The sequence below is a fragment of the Campylobacter sp. MIT 97-5078 genome (assembly GCF_006864455.1).
Taxonomy (GTDB): Bacteria; Campylobacterota; Campylobacteria; order Campylobacterales; family Campylobacteraceae; genus Campylobacter_D.
Map to the genome: position 1 here is coordinate 1 of NZ_QHLK01000001.1, position 17,708 is coordinate 17,708.

The following is a 17,708-nucleotide window of genomic DNA, read 5'->3' on the forward strand; positions in this document are numbered from 1 at the left end:
AAAGAAAATTCTTAGCCTTGTAGCATTAGGTTCTTTGTTTGTAAGTTCAGCTTTAGCAGATGATTTTTTAGCTAAAGTTACTCAAGGTGCCTTAAGTGATAACTCTAAAGGTGTTAAAGTTCTTAGCCTTGATGAGATGAAAGAGGTTAAGGGTGGGTATCAAGTCATTCCTTTGTATAATGGATCTAAATGGAACCCGGCAGATGAGGCCTATGCCATAGCAAAATATACTGAAGGAGAATTACAGTATATGGTAAATTATTTTCAAGACAATGCAAATGCACCAAAAGGACTTTGTGGTATAGATCAAGAAACTTGTTCTAATCCTAGTGCAAATAGACTTACAGCATTTTTACAAGTAACACAAAATTCTATTTCTATGCTTCCTGTCTACATAGTTAAAAGACAAGTAAAAGTTTCTGATTTAGGAAAACCTTATGTACTTTTCACTTATGGCGTTGGAGCATATGATACTCAAGCCAAACAAATGTATAATTTTAATTCAAGCGGAATGCTAAATAACAATATGATTATTAAAGAAATGGCAAATAAGTATAAGGGACAAATGGAATCTGATCTTGGAGGATGGTATACAAGATGATGATAACCTTAAGCTCTTTTAATAGATGTTTTGGAAATAATCCGCTAGAAACACTTACTAAGATAAGAGACGAAGGTATTCAAAATGGAAATCCTGAACTTACAAGAGAAGCAAGAGAAACACTTGGCAATAGTTTTATAACTGTATACAAGTATTATGAAAAATTAAGTGATAAAGTAGGATTACTTGAAGGCTCAATAGAAGATAAACTTAGAAAAAATGAATTATCAGAATCCGAAACCAAAAGTTTATTTAAATGGATAGATGAAAATACAACGACGCATTGGATGGAAATTGACGGGGTGAGTTATGATGAAGCTTATACTGAAGTCTTTCATACGAGCAAAAGTATAGATGAATTTAAAACAAAATATCGCGAGCTTCAACAAAAATATTTGTTTAATTTTAATAGCAATAATTCATCACAAAAAAAACCTCAAGAACAAGTTCATAAAGAATTGCAAGATAACAATCAAAACGCTTCTGTAAATTCTACCTCAATAACAAAAGACAATCAAGCAAACCAAACCCAAGAAACAAAACCTTTTAAACCCATACAAGGTGAAAGTAAAAACAAAGAAACTTACAAAGATGACAATATAAGAAGTGAATTTTTAAAAAAACTCTTAGAAGATAAATTTAGCACAAGTGAAGAGTTAAAAATTCTTTTTGGTATGAAAACAAGTGATGATGATACAAGTAATGATAATTTTAGAAAGATTATTTCTCAAATGGGTTTAAATAATATAAAGGGTATAGATATAAGAGCTTAAGAATATTAAAACTTTGATTTAAAATAATATAAAGTAAAAAGAGTTTTATATTTTTAAGCCTCTTTGGCTTTTAAAACTCTAGCTTTATCTAAGAGTTTGCTTAATTCTTTTGATAAAATTTATTTGCTTAATTTACACGGAGATAGCAACAAATACGAAGTCTGTCCAGACGGAAGCAAGGATGAAAATGTATTTGACATTAAACAAGGTGCAGGTATAAGCATTTTTGTAAAGACAAAACCTAAAAAAATCTCTAAGCAATACACCAAAATGTGAAGTATTCTATTGTGATTTATATGGCAAACGCAAGGACAAATACACCTTTCTCTATGAAAACACTTTAGATTCTATCACTTGGCAAACCTTGAAGTCGCAATTTCCAACTTATGAATTTTTTATTCAAAATAATAAATTAAGAAAAGCCTATAATGAAGGGTAGAGCATTAAAGAGATTTTTGCTAAAACAGGGCTTGGAATCTGCACTTATAGAGACTTCTTTTGCTATGCAAATTCTAAAGATGAATTAAAAAATCGTATAGAACTTTTTAGCAAACAAGAAATTGAATCAAACAGAACATATTTTAACTTACCAAAAGATTCTAGAGACTGGACAATTCAAAACGCAAAGCAAGAGTTTTTACAAACAAACTTAAATGATAATCTTATAAAAAGGTACATTTTAAGCCTTTTGACTTTAAATATATTTATTTTACTGGAAAATCTAAAGGGTTTTTGGGGTGTCCTGCTGGAGCAGTGCAAAATTTAATGTTACAAAATAATGTTGGTTTAGTTTGTTATCGCACTTGTGGAGTAAATGGGCTGGATAATATATTAATTGCAAATACCTTGATTGATTTACACTTAGTAGGAGGTGGGAGTAATATTTTTCCGCTTTATAATTATTCTCTAAATTTACGGCTGGAAAACTTCACCCATGAATTTAGAAGCTTTATTGATTCTAAATATAACGAACATTTTAGCCCTGAAGTGATTCTAGGCTATATCTACGCTGTGTTTTTTCATAAAGACTATAGAGAAAAATATATTGATTTTTTAAAAATTGACTTTCCAAAGATTTTATTTGTAGAATCCAAAGAGAAATTTTTAACTCTAAGTGCATTGGGACAAGAATTAATCGCTACACATTTAATGCAAGATTCTACAATAGACATTCCGCTTTCGCATAAATTTGATAATATTCAATCTATCGGTGAGGCATTGTTTAAAGACGATAACGACAAAAACTTGCAAATCATAAAACCAAATTATATCGCAAAAGACCAAAAGCTTTTTGTAAATGATTCTTTGCATTTTTGCGGAGTTGCTAAGGAAGTGTGGGAATATAAAATCGGCGGTTATCAAGTTTTGGATAAATACCTCAAAAGCCACAAGGGCGAGGAGATAGATTTTGAATATTTTACAAAAATCATTCAAACCTTAAGCAAAAGTTTAGAGATAGAAGAAGAGATTGCAAGAGTGGGGCTAGTTTAGTTAGAGTTTGCAACTTATTTTTTATTTGCATAAGAGTTCGTATAGTGTTGAGTGATATTTGAGGTTGTAGAATTAAACGTTTTATACCTTTTTTGATTTTGTTTTTAGGATTATAGGGCTCTAAAATCGGCAAATAAAAAATCATCGCCAAAAGCTGAATTTGCAAAGATCAAAGCCAAACAGAAAGAAAAGCCAATTCTTTTAAGTTTAAAATTTTGCTTTAAAGCTTTATTTGTCAAGATGAGCTTCAAGTTTTTTGATTTTAGGGGCGATGATGACTTGACAATACGCTTGATTTGGGTTTTTCTCAAAATACTTTTGATGATATTCTTCAGCCTTTGTATAGTTTTGAAGTTTGCTTACTTGCGTAACTATAGGTTTTGCGTAGTTTGAGGCTTGCTTTGTGATAAAAGCTTGAATTATCTTTTTATCCGCCTCATCTTCATAAAAAATCACTGATCTATATTGCACTCCCACATCAGTGCCTTGTTTGTCTTTGCTTGTTGGATCGTGAATGACAAAGAAAAGCTCCAAAAGCTTTTCAAGGCTGATTTGACTTTCATCATAGTTGATTTTTGCTACTTCTATGTTGCCATCGCCTCTTGAAACGCTTTCATAGCTAGGATTTGCCTTGCCACCGCTATAGCCAACTTCAGTTTTAAGCACGCCCTCAACACGATCAAAGCTTGCCTCAACACACCAAAAGCAACCACCACCTAAAATGATTTCTTTGCCAAAAGCAATGTTTATCATCACAAACATCCCTAAAATAAACTTTTTCATTTGTATAATTCTAGCTTTTTATAAATAAGCTTAAATTTAAGACTTATTTATAGTTTTTAACAGCTTTTTCTAGGATTTTAACTGCCTCATCTACACCTTTGAAATCTTGCACTTTTACCCATTTTTCAGGCTCAAGTATTTTATAAGTTTCAAAGAAATTTTTAATTTGTGCTAGGCTTGCCTTTGGCATATCATCAAGGCTTTTTATCTCTTTATATCTAGCGTCTATTTTATCGCTTGGCACAGCTAAAAGCTTTTCATCCATCCCGTTTTCATCTTCCATGATCAAGACACCTATCAAACGGCAAGGCATCACCGCTCCTGCTTGTATAGGATAATCATTTAGCACAAGTATATCCACAGGATCACCATCATCTGCTAAGGTATTAGCGATAAAGCCATAATTTGCCGGATAATACACTGCACTAGCCATAACGCGATCTACAAACACTGCTCCGCTATCTTTATCAAGCTCGTATTTTATGCTTGATCCATAAGGGATTTCTATCACTGCGTTGATTTTGTCTGGAATTTTTCCTATTTGTATCTTTGAGATATCCATTTTACTTTCCTTTCTTTTCTTGTATAAGTTTTTTGATATCAGCGACGATTTCTTCTATACTGCGTTCGCCATTGATGACAAAATGAAGATTTTTTGCCTTATAAAAGTCTTGAATTTCTTTTAAAGGCTCAATATATACTTTCATTCTGTTATTAAACACATTCTCATCATCATCAGCCCCACGTGCTCGTCCTAGCACTCTTTCTTTAGCTACAGCTTCACTCACTGCGATTTCGATTACGCCTTTTAGCTTAACTTCTTTGTGTTTTTCAAGCTCTGTTTCAAAGGCTTGCATTTGTTCTATGCTTCTTGGATAGCCATCGATCAGAATAATAGGTGTTGGTGCAGCTTTAAGAGCTGAAAGTATGGTATTTACCACTACTTCTAAAGGCACTAAATTTCCCTTTGAGATGAAGCTATCGATAAGCTTGCCAAGTTCTGTTTGCTTAGCCACTTCTTCACGCAGTAAATCTCCTGTTGAATAATGCGTAATTTGCTCATCATCTTGAGCAATAATGCTCGCATCGGTGGTTTTACCACTTCCGGGTGCTCCTATGATTAAAAATAATTCTTTCATTTCACATTCTCCCTTAATTTAAGTCCAAGTTCTCTCATTGCTTCAGCATTTGGCTTTGAAGGTGCATCAGTCATCAGACATTGTGCGCGTTGTGTCTTTGGAAAGGCGATGACTTCTCTAATGCTATTTGCTTTATTTACAAGCATGATAAGTCTATCAAGTCCTATGGCTATGCCCGCATGTGGCGGTGCTCCAAAATTTAGCGCGTCAAGCAAGAAACCAAATTTTTCATTTTGCTCTTCTTCGTTGATATTTAAAAGCTTAAAGACTTTTTGTTGAATTTCATTTTTATGAATTCTTACACTCCCTCCGCCTAATTCAACGCCGTTTAAAACGACATCATAAGCAATTGATTGAATTTTTTCTAAATCCTCTTCATCTATATTTTTTGGCATGGTAAAGGGGTGGTGCATGGCTGAGTAAGAACCATCATCATTTTGCTCAAACATAGGAAAATCAACCACCCACAAAAACTCAAGTCTATTTTCATCGATGATATTTAAATTTTGAGCTAAAAACACCCTAAATCGCCCCATATAATCAAGCACGACTTTTTTCACTCCAGCCCCAAAAAACACCACATCGCCCACCTCAAGTTCGCATCTTTTTACAAGCTCATCTAAGTCTTTTTGTTCAAAAAATTTACACAGAGGACCCTTAAGTCCGTCTTCTTTAACCTGTATAAAAGCAAGCCCAGCTGCTCCAAATTTACGCACAAATTCTTCAAAGCCTTGCATTTGTCTTTTTGAAAAGATGGTATCGCCCTTTGGCACTCTTAAGGCTTTTATGCGGTTTTTCTTAGAATCTGAAGCGATTTTTGCAAAAATTTCATTATTTGATCGGGCAAAAATATCGATAACATCAACAAGTTTTAAGTCAAATCTTAAGTCCGGCTTATCAGAGCCATACTCCTCCATAGCTTGTTTGTAAGTCATTCGCATAAAAGGGATTTGTATGTCTTTGCCACAGGCTTTAAAAATATCTTTTAAAAAAGTTTCAGCCACCTTTATAACTTCATCTTCTCCGCCAAAACTTAACTCAACATCAATTTGAGTAAATTCAGGTTGCCTGTCAGCTCTTAAGTCCTCATCTCTAAAACATTTTGCGATTTGAAAATAGCGATCAAAACCAGCACACATTAAAAGCTGTTTAAAAAGCTGTGGGCTTTGAGGTAGAGCATAAAATTCGCCTTGATGCACACGAGAAGGCACGAGATAGTCCCTTGCTCCTTCTGGAGTAGCTTTTGTTAAAATAGGCGTTTCAACCTCTAAAAATCCCATATTGGTTAAGGAATTTCGTGCGACTATACAAGCCTTTGAGCGAAGGGAGAAATTTTCAAAAAGCTTAGGGTTTCTTAAGTCTAAGAAGCGGTATTTTAGCCTTAATTCTTCATTTACGCTTTCATCGCCTATGCCAAAAGGGGTTGTAAAACTTTCATTTTCGATGATAAGTTCATCAACTACAACTTCAATCTGCCCAGTTTTGAGCTTAGGATTTGCTAAACCTTCGCCTCTTGGGCGGATTTTTCCTTTAGCAATAAGAACAAATTCGTTTCTTATTTTCGAGGCTATTTCATGAGCTTTTTGACTATCGTTTGGATCACAAACCAATTGGATAAGCCCACTTCTATCACGCAAATCGATGAAAATTACTCCACCATGATCGCGGTAATTGTTTGCCCAGCCACACAATCTTACTTCTTGTCCTACATTATTTATATCTAAATCTGTATTATAATGAGTTCGCAAATTTTTCCTTTTTTGATGAAAATATTTACAAGATTATAATAAATTTAGCCTTTTATTTTGCTAAGTTTTGTTATAATTTTTTATGCAAAATGAACTAAATTATAAAAATATACGAAAAATAGGGCTTGTTTCAAGGCATAATACACAGCTTGATGATGAAATTGCTTTTCTTGCAAGGCTTTTAAAGGCAAGAGGTATAGAGCTTTTTTTAAGTGATGAAAGTTCTTGCACGCTTGATTTGATAAGGTTTGACTTTCACACACTTTGCAAAGAATGCGATCTTATCATCTCTTTGGGTGGCGATGGCACGCTTATATCCTTATGTCGCAGGCTTTGGAAGTATGATAAGGCAGTTTTAGGGATCAATGCTGGTAATCTTGGTTTTTTAACGGGTTTTAAAGTGAGTGAGGCTGAGGATTTTTTTGAAGATTTTTTTCGGGGCGAATTTAGGCTTGAAAAATCTTTTTTACTTGAGATAAATCTTGAAAAAAAAGACAGCACAAAACTTAATAAAATCGCCTTTAATGACGCTGTTTTTCGTCAAAGTAATTCTTTTTCAATGACGCATATTAAAGTTCTAGAAAAAGGTAAGGTGTTTAACGAATATAATGGAGATGGGCTTATCATCGCTACTCCAGCTGGTTCAACAGCATATAATTTAAGTGCAAATGGTCCTATAGTTTATGCTTTGGCTGAAGTTTTTTTGCTTACACCTATTTGTTCTCATTCACTTACCCAACGCCCTATCGTTTTGCCAAGGTGTTTTAAGCTTGAAGTGCAAGCGAGCGATTGTGTGCTTTGCATAGATGGACAAGAGAATTTCTTACTCAAAGACTTTAAAAGCGTGCAGCTTGGTTTAAGTGATAAAAGTGTTCGTTTGATATATAGAAAAAACAGAAGTTATTTTCAAGTTTTAAAAGAGAAGTTGCAGTGGGGAAATTAGTTTTTCGCTTTTTAATGAGGGATAAATGATTACTAAAGTTTTTATGCGTGAAAATGTGGGATTTAAGCTTGCCGAGCTTGACCTAAAGCCCGGTTTAACAGTCTTTACGGGTTTAAGTGGGGCTGGAAAATCTGTGCTTTTTAAGGGCATACTTTCAGCCTTTGCTTTGAGCGATTCTGAAGCGAAATTTGTAGAACTTGAACTTAATGATAGGCTTGATTTAAACGATTTTGGTATTTTTGCTGAAGAAGAAAACTCATTTAAAATGCTTAAAGATAAAGCAACAAAATACTTCATCAATAACCAAAGTATCGCTAAAAAGTCCTTAAATCAACTTTGTAAAGGCTTTGTAAAATATCTTAGTGCAAAGGAAAATAACGAGTTTTCAAATGAAAATTTTTTATTTTTGCTTGATGCTCTTGAGGAACAAAAAGATGCAAATTTTATAAATTTAAAGCTTGAATTTAGCGAAGTTTTTAAGCGATTTTTGCAGGTAAAAAATGAACTTGAAATACTTTTAAAAGAAGAGCAAAAAGTAGAAGAACTTAAAGAACTTGCCCAACTTCAAATTCAAAAAATCGAACAGATCAATCCAAAGCCAAACGAGTTTGAGGAACTGATGAATCTCAAAAAAAGGCTTTCAAAAAAGGATAAGATCGAGCAAGCTTGGGCTCAAGCAAATGGAATTTTTGCTCTTGAAAAAAGCGTTTTGGAGGCTTTGAGTTTAAGTGAAGTGGATTCGAGTTTTTTTTCTGATTGTTTAAACGAACTTAGGGTTATTGCTGAAAAACAAAGTTTTGATGAGATTGAATTTGATATAGAAGCTGTGCTTGATCGTATAGAAAGTTTATCAGGACTGATAAAACGTTATGAAAGTGTGGAAAATGCCTTACTTGTCCTAGAACAAAAAAAGAAAGAACTTGCTCGCTATGAGAATTTAAGCTTTGAAAAAAAGGAGCTTGAAATTCAACTTAAAGAACTTGAAGAACAAGTTTTAAGTTTAGCCCAAAATATCAGTGCAAAAAGAAAACAAAACCTAAACACACTTGAGAAATTTTTAAACGAATATCTACAGAATTTATATATGAAAAATATTCATCTAAGCTTGAATACAACAGAGCTTAATGAGCTTGGCTTTGATGTGGTAAATCTTGAGATTGATAAAACCGGACTTAAAAATCTCAGTTCAGGCGAACTTAACCGCCTAAGACTTGCATTTATCGCCACACAATGTAGGATTTTAAATGCTGGTAGAGGCATTATCTTTTTAGATGAAATCGATGCGAATTTAAGCGGAAAGGAAGCTATGAGTATAGCTAAGGTGCTTGATGAACTTTCAAAGTATTATCAAATCTTTGCCATTTCTCATTTACCTCAACTTTCTTCTTATGCGTGTAATCATTTTTTAGTCGAAAAACAAGGCACGCAAAGCATAGTAAGAAGACTTGAAAAAGATGAAAGGGTAAATGAACTAGCAAGAATGGTAAGTGGCGAAAAAATCACAACTCAAGCTCTAGAATTTGCTAAAACTTTGCTTGAAAATGCAAAATGAGTTTTAATATATCTTATTTGAAATTTTAGATATATAAATAATATATTGTAAGTAAAAGTAAAACTACAAACTTTTTATATTTTAGACGCGTTTTTTGATAATAAAAACTTGAAATTCTTTAGCTTTTAGCCTAAATTTAAGCAAAATTATAACAAAGAAATGCTAAAATTAAGGCTTTATTAAACCAAAATATAAAGCGATATTCATGGAAAAAATTCTTATCATTGATGATAATAAAATGCTTACAAAACTTTTGGCTAAAAAAATTTCAAGTGCTTTGCATTTTGAAGTGGATACGGCTTTTTCTTTTACTGAAGCTATAGGGCTTTTTGAGCAAGGAAATAGATATTTTTTGTGTTTTGCTGATCTGTGTTTGCCTGATGCGAATGATGGAGAAATCGTTGATTATGTACTTGAGATTGGTTTGCCGACTATAGTTTTAACAGCAAGTAATGATGCACAAACTAGAGAAAAATTCATGGATAAAGATATACTTGCGTATATTTACAAAGAAAGCAAAACCTGCATAGAACAGATTATAAACTCGATTGATCTGTTAAACAAAAATAGAAAAAGTAAAGTCATCATTGCTTTAAGTAAGGTTGCCGAGCGAAATGAACTTAAAAAGATATTTAATCTTAGGCTTTTTAATGTCCTTGTCGCAGCTCATGGCGAAGAAGCTTTAAATTATCTTAATGATAATGCAGATACAAAGCTTATCATAGCAGATGCTCAAATGCCTGTGATGAACGGCTTGGATTTACTCATTGAGATTAGAGAAAAATACTCTAAAACAGAACTTGGCATGATCATAGTTGGCGAAAAAAATGATGCTCTTGAAGCAAGCTTGCTTCGCAATAATGTAAATGAATTTATCGCTAAACCTTTTAGCAAAGAGCTTTTTAATGCTAGGCTTGATAAGCTTTTAAAATATATGAATGACTTTGAGCTTATTAGCACTTTTACAGATATCGAGCCTTTAACAGGAGCAAAAAATTCAGTAGCCTTGAAAAGCGAACTCGAGGATTATCTAAGGGAAATTCAAGGAAGTGATGAGGAATTTGCCTTTGCATACCTAGATATAGATAATTTAAATTTTATCAATGAAGAATACGGCTTTGATATAGGAAATGCGGTGCTTAAAAGTGCGGTAAAAGAAGCGTTAAATGAAACTATGGGTAAGGATATAGTGGGACATTTTAGCACAGAAAAAATTTGTATATTGCTTAAAAATATCAGTAGTGAAAAAGCGATTAAAGTCTTTTCATCGATACGAGTAAATATCAAAAATAAAAGTATTTTAGTTTCTTTTGATGAACTTTTTTTCACTGCTAGCATAGGCATAACTTTTGGTAAAGCTGGGGCAAATTTAAATGAATTGAGTTTGAAAGCAAACAAAGCTTTACAAAGTGCAAAAGATAGTGGAAAAGATAGGGCAGAGGTATGTTTTTAGAGCTCGATTTTAGCACAAGTGCAAAGATCATTGATACGCATTGTCATTTAGATAGTGAAGTTTTTATTGATGATCTTGATGAACTTTTAGAGCATAGCTTTAAAAATGCCATTGACAAAGTCATCATTCCAGCAGCAAATCCGCAAGATTTAAACAGGGCGGTAAAACTTTGCGAGCGTTATAAAGAACTTTATTTCGCGGTAGGAACACATCCTTATGAGTGCGATAAATTTGATGAAAAGCTTTTAAGAAAGCTTATCACACATGAAAAATGTGTGGCTGTGGGCGAGTGTGGTTTTGATTATTATCGTTCCAAAGATGAGGCTATGAAAGCTTCTCAAAGATTTGTATTTGAGGCTCAACTTGAACTTGCTTGTGAGTTTCAAAAACCAGTGATTATCCATTCAAGAGAAGCAAATGATGATACTTATCAAACGCTTAAAAAATACACTCCAAAGCTTGTAGGTGGAGTTTTGCACTGCTTTAATGCAAGTGAGCTTTTGCTTTCTTTACATGAGTGTAATTTTTATTTTGGCATAGGTGGGGTTTTAACCTTTAAAAATGCGAAAAATTTAGTTTCTATACTGCCAAAAATCCCAAAAAAGAAGCTTTTGCTTGAAACTGACGCTCCTTATCTTAGCCCAGAGCCTTTTAGGGGAAAGAGAAATGAGCCTATTTTAACGCACTTTGTCGCAAGTAAAATGGCAGAGCTTTTAGCCATGTCAAGAGATGATCTTATCACACTTTGCACGCATAATGCTAAGGAGTTATTTTTTAAGGAGAACAAAGCTTCGTGAAAATTGTCATAAAAAAAATAGTTTTATTATCATTCTTGGCTCAAAGCTTACTTTTTGCCAATGTTTTTGCACCAGAATATTACAAAAATCAAATTGAAATTCTAAGAACGCTTGATATAGAAAGTAGTTTTATTGGCGATCCTGTATTTGTTGAAGCGAAAAACGAGCTTAAAAAACTACACTCAAAAACCCTTGTGGTTTCAGCTGAAAATAATTATGAGTTTATTCCAGTGCTTCGGCAAATCATTGACGAACAAGATTTACCAAAAGAATTTTTGTATCTTGCTATCGTTGAATCAGGGCTTAAAACACATAGCACTTCACGCACTAAAGCTATTGGAGTGTGGCAGTTTATGGAAAATACAGCAAAAAGCCTTGACTTGCGTGTTGATCCTTATATTGATGAGCGTAAAGATGTGTTTAAATCCACGCTTGCAGCAACAAACTATCTTAAAAGTTTAAAAGCCGAGTTTGGTAAATGGTATTTGGCTATCTTAGCGTATAATTGTGGTAGTGGCAAGCTTCATCAAGCTATAAAAGAGGCTGGAAGTGATGATTTAAGTATCTTGCTTGATGCGGATAAACAATACATTCCACTTGAAACAAGGGTTTTTATACGCAAAATTCTCACTTTAGCATTTTTGGCAAACAATGAGGATTTTGTTTTTGAGCAGAATTTAGCCTTTGCTAATTATTCTCTTTCTCATGAATTTAGCAAAGTAAGAGTGCCTCAAAGTGTTTCTTTGAAGGATTTGGCAAAACTTGCTGATTTGGATTTTGCTGAATTTAAACGCTATAATCCGCATTTTCGTTATGATTTTACCCCTCCAAATGGAGAAGTTTTTGTATATCTGCCTTTAAATAAAAGTGAAAGTTTTAAACAAAAGCTCGATACAACAAAGCTTGCAAAGGTTGATACAACTATACCAAAAACGCAAATTTATATCGTAAAGTCCGGTGATTCGCTTTATAGTATAGCCAAAAAATACAAAATTTCAGTCGCTTCCATAAGAGCGTATAATAAAATCAAAAAAAATCATCTCAGTATCAAACAAAAGCTTGTGATTCCAATACCAAAACAGGAGTATAATTATGCAAAAACTCAAAATAAAACGACTACAAAACTCGTTAGCCGTTAGTTTTCTTGCTTTGTTTATCAGTGCATGTGGTTTGACAAGCTCAAGAGCACCAAGTGTATATTATCCAAGCAAAGATTTTAAAAGTAACAAAGACGCCGCAAATTCTGGTGCAAAAGGCACGATGAAACCTTATACGGTTAATGGCAAGACTTATTATCCAACTGTTGTTGAAGTAGGTGAAACAGCCGATGGTATCGCAAGCTGGTATGGACCGGGTTTTCATGGCAAAAAAACTTCAAACGGCGAAACTTATAATCAAAATGACTTTACCGCAGCTCATAAAACCTTGCCGATGAATACTATTTTAAGTGTAACAAATTTAAACAACGGACGCAAAACTACCGTTCGCGTCAATGACAGAGGACCTTTTGTGAATAACAGAATTATCGATCTTTCAAAGAGTGCAGCAAGTCAAATTGATATGCTTCAAAGTGGCACAGCTCCAGTTCGCCTTGAAGTTATAGGCTTTGGTTCTGTAGATAGCTCACATCAACTTGTTCAACAAAATGTAAATTTAGGCACAGATGGCGAAATTGTAGATAATGGCAAGGTGTATGAAGGTGGAGGCTTTATGGTGCAAATCGGGGCTTTTCGTTTTCAAGAGGGTGCTCAAAGCACAGCACAAAAATATAAAAATTATCAAGGCTATACCGCTATAGTAAGAACGAGTGCAAAAGATGGGCTTAATAGAGTATTTTTAATAGGCTTTAGAAGTGAAGATGAGGCGAGAGATTTTGCAAAAAGTGGAGCTTTCATCGGTGCTTTTGTCGTAAGGGAATAAAAAGAGAATAAAAAAAAGGTTTTTGTGATGATAGAGCTTATTTTTTTAGATATTGATGGGTGCTTAACAGATGGCAAGATCATCTATACTTCGGACAATAAAGAAATAAAAGAATTTCATGTGCATGATGGTGCAGCTATTGAAGCATGGCTTAAGCTTGGTAAGAAAATAGCTATCATTACAGGTAGAAAAAGCGAATGTGTCGCTACAAGAGCAGAGGACTTGAAAATTGATTTTGTGTATCAAGGCGTAAAGGATAAACTTACTTGTGCTAAATCAGTGCTTAAAAGCTTGAAGTTAAATTTCAAGCAAAGTGCAGCTATTGGGGATTATTATAATGATATTGCCCTTTTAGAAGCCGTAAAATTAAGCTTTAAGCCTAAAAATGCCCACAAAGCTTTAAAAGTAGATAAAAGCCTTGCTCACAAAGGCGGAGATGGTGCAGTAGCTGAGATGATAGAATATATCATCAAATATAATAAAATGCAAAGAGAGTGGAATGAGCTTTGGCGATAAAAATCTTTGCTACTTTGATGGGAATTTTTGCTTTAGTTCTTGTTTTTTTAAGTACTCAAGATTTTTATTTTATTGATTTTAAGCCCTATGGGATTGATTTTAAAAATGTCGAATCTAAGCATATTGAAGTATATGAGCTCAATTCAAGCGAAGTTTTTACTCATTTTCAAGCTTCAAGTTGGAGTAGGTATGGAGAAGATGATATTTTTACCGAGTTTAGAGTTTTTGGCTATGATTATAATTTAAGCGCAAATACACTCAACTTAAGTCAAAAAAATACCAAACTTGAAGGCAATGTGTTATACAAGGATGTCAATCAAACGCGTATAGAAGCCCAAAGCTTGCTTTATGATAGAACGCAAAAACTTTTAAGCACGCAAACTAAGTTTAAGGCATATAGGGGCGTAAATATGTTTACTGGGCAAAGTTTGATTTATGATGTGCGAAATAAAGAGCTTAATATCAAAGGAGTAAAGGCGTGGTTAGAGTCAAATTGATACTTTTTTTTAGCCTTACTCTTATTTTGTATGCTGGACAGATCGAAGTGAGTGCGAGCCATTTTTACGCAGATGAAAAAAAAGGTCAAAATGTGCTTAGTGGCAATGTCATCGTAAAGCACGAAAAAGACATTTTACGTTCAGCAAAACTGACTATCCTTACCAATGAAAGCCGTAAGCCTACAAGGTATATAGCCTCTGGAAAAGCTTGTTTTGATATCGTTCTTAATGGCAAAAATTATAAAGGCAGTGGAGATGAGTTTGTCTATATCGTAGCACAAGATACTTATGAGATTAACGGAAATGCTTATATAGAAGAGCTTGAAAGTGGAAAAAAACTTTTTGGTGACAAGATTGTTGTAAATAGAAAAAAAAATCTTTATAGCGTTACAAGCAAGCAAAATCAGCCTGCTCGCTTTGTGTTTGATTTGGAGGAAAAGTGATTATTAGTGCCAAATTTATAAGCTCTTTAGCCAAATACGATGAAAACTCGCCTTTAGCTTGCACGCAGATCGCTTTTCTTGGACGTTCTAATGTAGGAAAAAGCTCTTTAATCAATGCTTTATGTCGTCAAAAGAGTTTGGCAAAAAGCTCAAGCACGCCCGGAAAAACACAGCTTATCAATCTTTTTGAGGTTGTATTTAAGCTTGATGAAAAAAAACATACTTTCATTTTTGTAGATTTACCCGGTTTTGGTTACGCTAAGGTTAATAAAGACACAAAAGAACAATGGCATAAGAGTTTAGATGAGTTTTTACGCAAGCAAAGGCAAATCAAGCTTTTTGTGCATTTAGTTGATGCAAGGCATACAAATTTAGAGCTTGATGAGGGCTTGCAACGGTATTTGCAAAGCTTTTTGCAAGTTGATCAAAGAATTTTAAGGGTTTTTACTAAGGCTGACAAGCTTAATCAAAGTCAAAAAGCAAAGCTTAAGCAAAACTTTAAAGATGCTTTTCTTATATCAAGCACAGCAAAACAAGGCTTAGAAGAGCTTGAAAATGAGCTTTTTAAGCAAAGTTTGGGGCTATAAAATGGCAAGGCGAAAATACGGCACAAACAAAACTTTACATTATAACATTGATCTTTCCTATATTTTTCTAGCTTTGGTGTTGGTTTTTTATCAGGTATTAAGCTCTATTTTCACATATTTGCCTATATTGATTGGTTTTTTCTTTTGTTATATGTATAGTTTGCTTCAAGAAAAAGATGAGACTTTATACGATCTTGATTTTCGTTGGTATTTTTCTTTAGTATATCTTTTATTTATTGATATAACGCATGATTTTTACCTTTTTGTGTCGTGGATTTGTTTTTTTGTGTTTTATTGTTTTTGTGCGGACTGGATTAAGACGAATTTTAAAATTGGCAAGTTTATTCCGATATTTTTTGTGTTTTGCACTTATCTTTTATTTTGTGTTTTTGATAGTATTCTTTCTTATATTGACAATGTAAATATTAAAATTTTTGGTAGTGAGTATTTTATTAGCATGGGTGTAGAAGCTTTGTTTTGCTATCTTTTTTTTAAGGATAAAATCCGATGAGAATGCGTTTGGTTGTCGCTTTTATCTTTTTATTTTTTGTTTTGCTTTTAAGCAGAATTTATTATTTGAGCATAAAATCAAATATATATTATGAAGAAATGGCAAAGCAAAATGCGATAAAAACAAAATTTTTGCCTCCTACAAGAGGCTTGATTAAAGATAGCAAAGGTAAGCTTTTAGCAGACAATGATCTTGGTTTTAGTATTGCTATAAAGCCTTATTTAAATATAAAAAAGCAAAATCAAGGGCTTTTAGATGAAGAGCTTTTCGTGCTTTCGCAAACCTTTCCTGATCTAAATGTTACGCTTTTAAAGCGAAATTATATTAAAGAGGATTCTTATTATAATCAAGATTTTATTAATATTGTAGATTTTATCCCTTATGATGAGATGATACCGCATTTTTCTCAGCTTAACTTAAGAGAGAATTTACAAATTACGCCTATTGTTAAAAGAAGGTATCCTTATGGCAAGCTAGCAAGTCATATCATCGGCTATATCGGCAAGGCAAATTTGCAAGATATGAATGAAAATGAGATTGCAAAACTGACAAATTACACCGGAAAAAGTGGTATAGAGCGGTATTATAATGAAATTTTGCAAGGACAAAAAGGTGTGCGTGAGGTAAAAGTCAATGCACACAACAAAGAAATAGAAGAAATTTCTTTTCAAAAAACAAATTCAAATGACATAAGCTTAACTATAGATATTCAATTACAAAGCTTTTTAAGCGAGCTCTTTGCTGATAATGCTGGCGTTGCGATCATTATGGAAGCAAACACTGGGGCTATTTTAGCTGCTGGAAGCTTTCCAGAATATGATTTAAATCCTTTTGTTACTGGAATTTCAATGCAGGATTGGAAAGAGCTTTCAAATAGCCCAGATCATCCATTTACGAATAAAATGGTTAATGGGCTTTATCCACCCGGTTCTATCATCAAAATGGGCACAGCTCTTGCTTTTTTAAACTCAAGAAGTATTAATACCGCTACAGAGTTTTATTGTGCTGGCTTGATAGAATTAGGAGGCAGAAATTTTCGCTGCTGGAATCGTTCAGGGCATGGAAATATGAACCTTAAGCACGCTATTGCTCAAAGTTGTGATGTGTATTTTTATGAGGGTGGCTTAAAAGTAGGCATAGATCAAATCAGCTCAACTATTGGTAAAATAGGATTTGGGAATAAAACAGGAGTAGATTTGCCAAATGAGTTTGTTGGCACAGTTCCAAGTAAAGAATGGAAAATACAACGTTATAAACAGCCTTGGTATCAAGGAGAAACCTTAAATACAAGTATAGGGCAGGGTAATTTCTTAGTTACGCCTATGCAAGTGGCTAAATATACTGCTCAAATCGCTGTTGGAAAAAATGTTAATCCACATTTTCTTAAAGAGATCGAAGGCGAACTTGACGAAAATGTAAGAAGAGAATACCAAAAACAAGACGAAGAAGGTGAGCTTTTTAATGTCTTTGAGAAAAGTCAATTGCCTGCTTTAAGAGAAGCTATGCTTGCTGTTACTAAACAAGAAGGTGGCACAGCGTATCGCTTTTTTAAAGATTTACCTTTAAGTGTAGCTGGAAAAACAGGCACGGCTCAAGTGGTAGGCTTTTCTCAAGCTGAAAAGAAAAACATTAGGGAAAAAGACTTAAAGTATTATTCTCGTTCGCACACTTGGCTTACAAGTTTTGCACCTTATAAAAAGCCTCAATATGTCGTAACCGTCTTACTTGAACACGGCGGCAGAAGCATAAATTCAGGCGAACTTACAGTTGCGATTTATAAAAAAATGCTCGAACTAAAATATTTTGAAGACGAAAAATAAGTCTCTTTGTTTTATATTGTTGAGATATTGCTTTTTGTAGATTTCATAACATATCTTCAAGCATAATTTAAACTTCATTTCGCAGAAATAACTACAAAAAAACTAAAAATGTGTAAAATTTTATGTAAAAAATT

Annotated in this window: 20 protein-coding genes and 1 pseudogene; 17 read left to right on the top strand and 4 right to left on the bottom strand. The window is 33.6% G+C overall.

Translation table 11 applies throughout. The features are described from left to right. From DMB91_RS00005 to DMB91_RS00020, 5 genes and pseudogenes are all read left to right on the top strand, one after another. A partial coding sequence (locus DMB91_RS00005) for a bacteriocin (protein ID WP_260604853.1) occupies positions 1-601 on the top strand: 601 nt, incomplete at its 5' end. After that, a complete protein-coding gene (locus DMB91_RS00010; RefSeq protein WP_260604854.1) occupies positions 598-1,374 on the top strand; it encodes a hypothetical protein in 777 nt (258 codons plus the stop codon). The genes DMB91_RS00005 and DMB91_RS00010, both read left to right, overlap by 4 nt. Positions 1,375-1,437: 63 nt before the next feature. Beyond that, on the top strand, positions 1,438-1,650 hold the full coding sequence (locus tag DMB91_RS00015) for a hypothetical protein (RefSeq protein ID WP_142930367.1): 213 nt from the start codon (positions 1,438-1,440) through the stop codon (positions 1,648-1,650). Between the two features lie 175 nt (positions 1,651-1,825). Further along, positions 1,826-2,140, top strand: coding sequence for a type ISP restriction/modification enzyme (locus tag DMB91_RS09240; protein ID WP_409513456.1), 315 nt, complete (start codon positions 1,826-1,828; stop codon positions 2,138-2,140). Further along, positions 2,056-2,865, top strand: a pseudogene (locus tag DMB91_RS00020) (type ISP restriction/modification enzyme); the annotation flags it as partial. The gene DMB91_RS09240 and the pseudogene DMB91_RS00020, both read left to right, overlap by 85 nt. Before the next feature lie 228 nt (positions 2,866-3,093). On the opposite strand, the gene msrA reads toward DMB91_RS00020, so the two are convergent. From msrA to aspS, 4 genes are all read right to left on the bottom strand, one after another. Beyond that, positions 3,094-3,618: a peptide-methionine (S)-S-oxide reductase MsrA gene (msrA, locus tag DMB91_RS00025; protein ID WP_034904260.1), complete on the bottom strand. Its 525-nt coding sequence runs from the start codon at positions 3,616-3,618 to the stop codon at positions 3,094-3,096. 73 nt (positions 3,619-3,691) lie between these two features. After that, positions 3,692-4,210 (bottom strand): inorganic diphosphatase, encoded by a 519-nt coding sequence (gene ppa / locus DMB91_RS00030; RefSeq protein WP_034904139.1) that lies wholly within the window; start codon positions 4,208-4,210, stop codon positions 3,692-3,694. Position 4,211: 1 nt separating this feature from the next. Then, positions 4,212-4,787 (bottom strand): adenylate kinase, encoded by a 576-nt coding sequence (locus DMB91_RS00035; protein ID WP_034904136.1) that lies wholly within the window; start codon positions 4,785-4,787, stop codon positions 4,212-4,214. Further along, positions 4,784-6,535: an aspartate--tRNA ligase gene (aspS, locus tag DMB91_RS00040; RefSeq protein WP_034904133.1), complete on the bottom strand. Its 1,752-nt coding sequence runs from the start codon at positions 6,533-6,535 to the stop codon at positions 4,784-4,786. The genes DMB91_RS00035 and aspS overlap by 4 nt, the downstream gene beginning before the upstream one ends. An 82-nt stretch (positions 6,536-6,617) precedes the next feature. Here aspS and DMB91_RS00045 point away from each other — a divergent pair, with 82 nt between their 5' ends. From DMB91_RS00045 to mrdA, 12 genes are all read left to right on the top strand, one after another. Next, positions 6,618-7,478 (top strand): NAD(+) kinase, encoded by an 861-nt coding sequence (locus DMB91_RS00045; protein WP_034904130.1) that lies wholly within the window; start codon positions 6,618-6,620, stop codon positions 7,476-7,478. A gap of 25 nt (positions 7,479-7,503) precedes the next feature. Continuing rightward, complete coding sequence (locus DMB91_RS00050) at positions 7,504-9,030, top strand: AAA family ATPase (RefSeq protein ID WP_034904128.1); 1,527 nt, start codon at positions 7,504-7,506, stop codon at positions 9,028-9,030. 205 nt (positions 9,031-9,235) lie between these two features. Next, the gene (locus DMB91_RS00055) at positions 9,236-10,483 is read left to right on the top strand and encodes a response regulator (protein ID WP_034904126.1); all 1,248 of its coding nucleotides are present in this window, start codon (positions 9,236-9,238) and stop codon (positions 10,481-10,483) included. Continuing rightward, complete coding sequence (locus tag DMB91_RS00060; protein WP_034904123.1) at positions 10,474-11,280, top strand: TatD family hydrolase; 807 nt, start codon at positions 10,474-10,476, stop codon at positions 11,278-11,280. Before DMB91_RS00055 ends, DMB91_RS00060 begins: the two co-directional genes overlap by 10 nt. Positions 11,281-11,288: 8 nt before the next feature. Continuing rightward, positions 11,289-12,419, top strand: a complete 1,131-nt coding sequence (locus DMB91_RS00065) for a lytic transglycosylase domain-containing protein (protein ID WP_034904257.1) — start codon at positions 11,289-11,291, stop codon at positions 12,417-12,419. Beyond that, positions 12,373-13,200, top strand: a complete 828-nt coding sequence (locus tag DMB91_RS00070) for a septal ring lytic transglycosylase RlpA family protein (protein ID WP_034904121.1) — start codon at positions 12,373-12,375, stop codon at positions 13,198-13,200. The genes DMB91_RS00065 and DMB91_RS00070 overlap by 47 nt, the downstream gene beginning before the upstream one ends. A gap of 27 nt (positions 13,201-13,227) precedes the next feature. Beyond that, a complete protein-coding gene (locus tag DMB91_RS00075; RefSeq protein ID WP_034904118.1) occupies positions 13,228-13,716 on the top strand; it encodes a KdsC family phosphatase in 489 nt (162 codons plus the stop codon). Next, complete coding sequence (locus DMB91_RS00080) at positions 13,707-14,213, top strand: LPS export ABC transporter periplasmic protein LptC (RefSeq protein ID WP_034904116.1); 507 nt, start codon at positions 13,707-13,709, stop codon at positions 14,211-14,213. The genes DMB91_RS00075 and DMB91_RS00080 overlap by 10 nt, the downstream gene beginning before the upstream one ends. Next, complete coding sequence (gene lptA, locus DMB91_RS00085; protein ID WP_034904114.1) at positions 14,195-14,656, top strand: lipopolysaccharide transport periplasmic protein LptA; 462 nt, start codon at positions 14,195-14,197, stop codon at positions 14,654-14,656. The genes DMB91_RS00080 and lptA overlap by 19 nt, the downstream gene beginning before the upstream one ends. Beyond that, complete coding sequence (gene yihA / locus DMB91_RS00090) at positions 14,653-15,243, top strand: ribosome biogenesis GTP-binding protein YihA/YsxC (protein WP_034904112.1); 591 nt, start codon at positions 14,653-14,655, stop codon at positions 15,241-15,243. Before lptA ends, yihA begins: the two co-directional genes overlap by 4 nt. Position 15,244: 1 nt before the next feature. Continuing rightward, the gene (locus DMB91_RS00095; RefSeq protein ID WP_052043181.1) at positions 15,245-15,754 is read left to right on the top strand and encodes a hypothetical protein; all 510 of its coding nucleotides are present in this window, start codon (positions 15,245-15,247) and stop codon (positions 15,752-15,754) included. Then, positions 15,751-17,574 (top strand): penicillin-binding protein 2, encoded by a 1,824-nt coding sequence (gene mrdA, locus DMB91_RS00100; protein ID WP_034904109.1) that lies wholly within the window; start codon positions 15,751-15,753, stop codon positions 17,572-17,574. The genes DMB91_RS00095 and mrdA overlap by 4 nt, the downstream gene beginning before the upstream one ends. Positions 17,575-17,708: the final 134 nt, after the last annotated feature.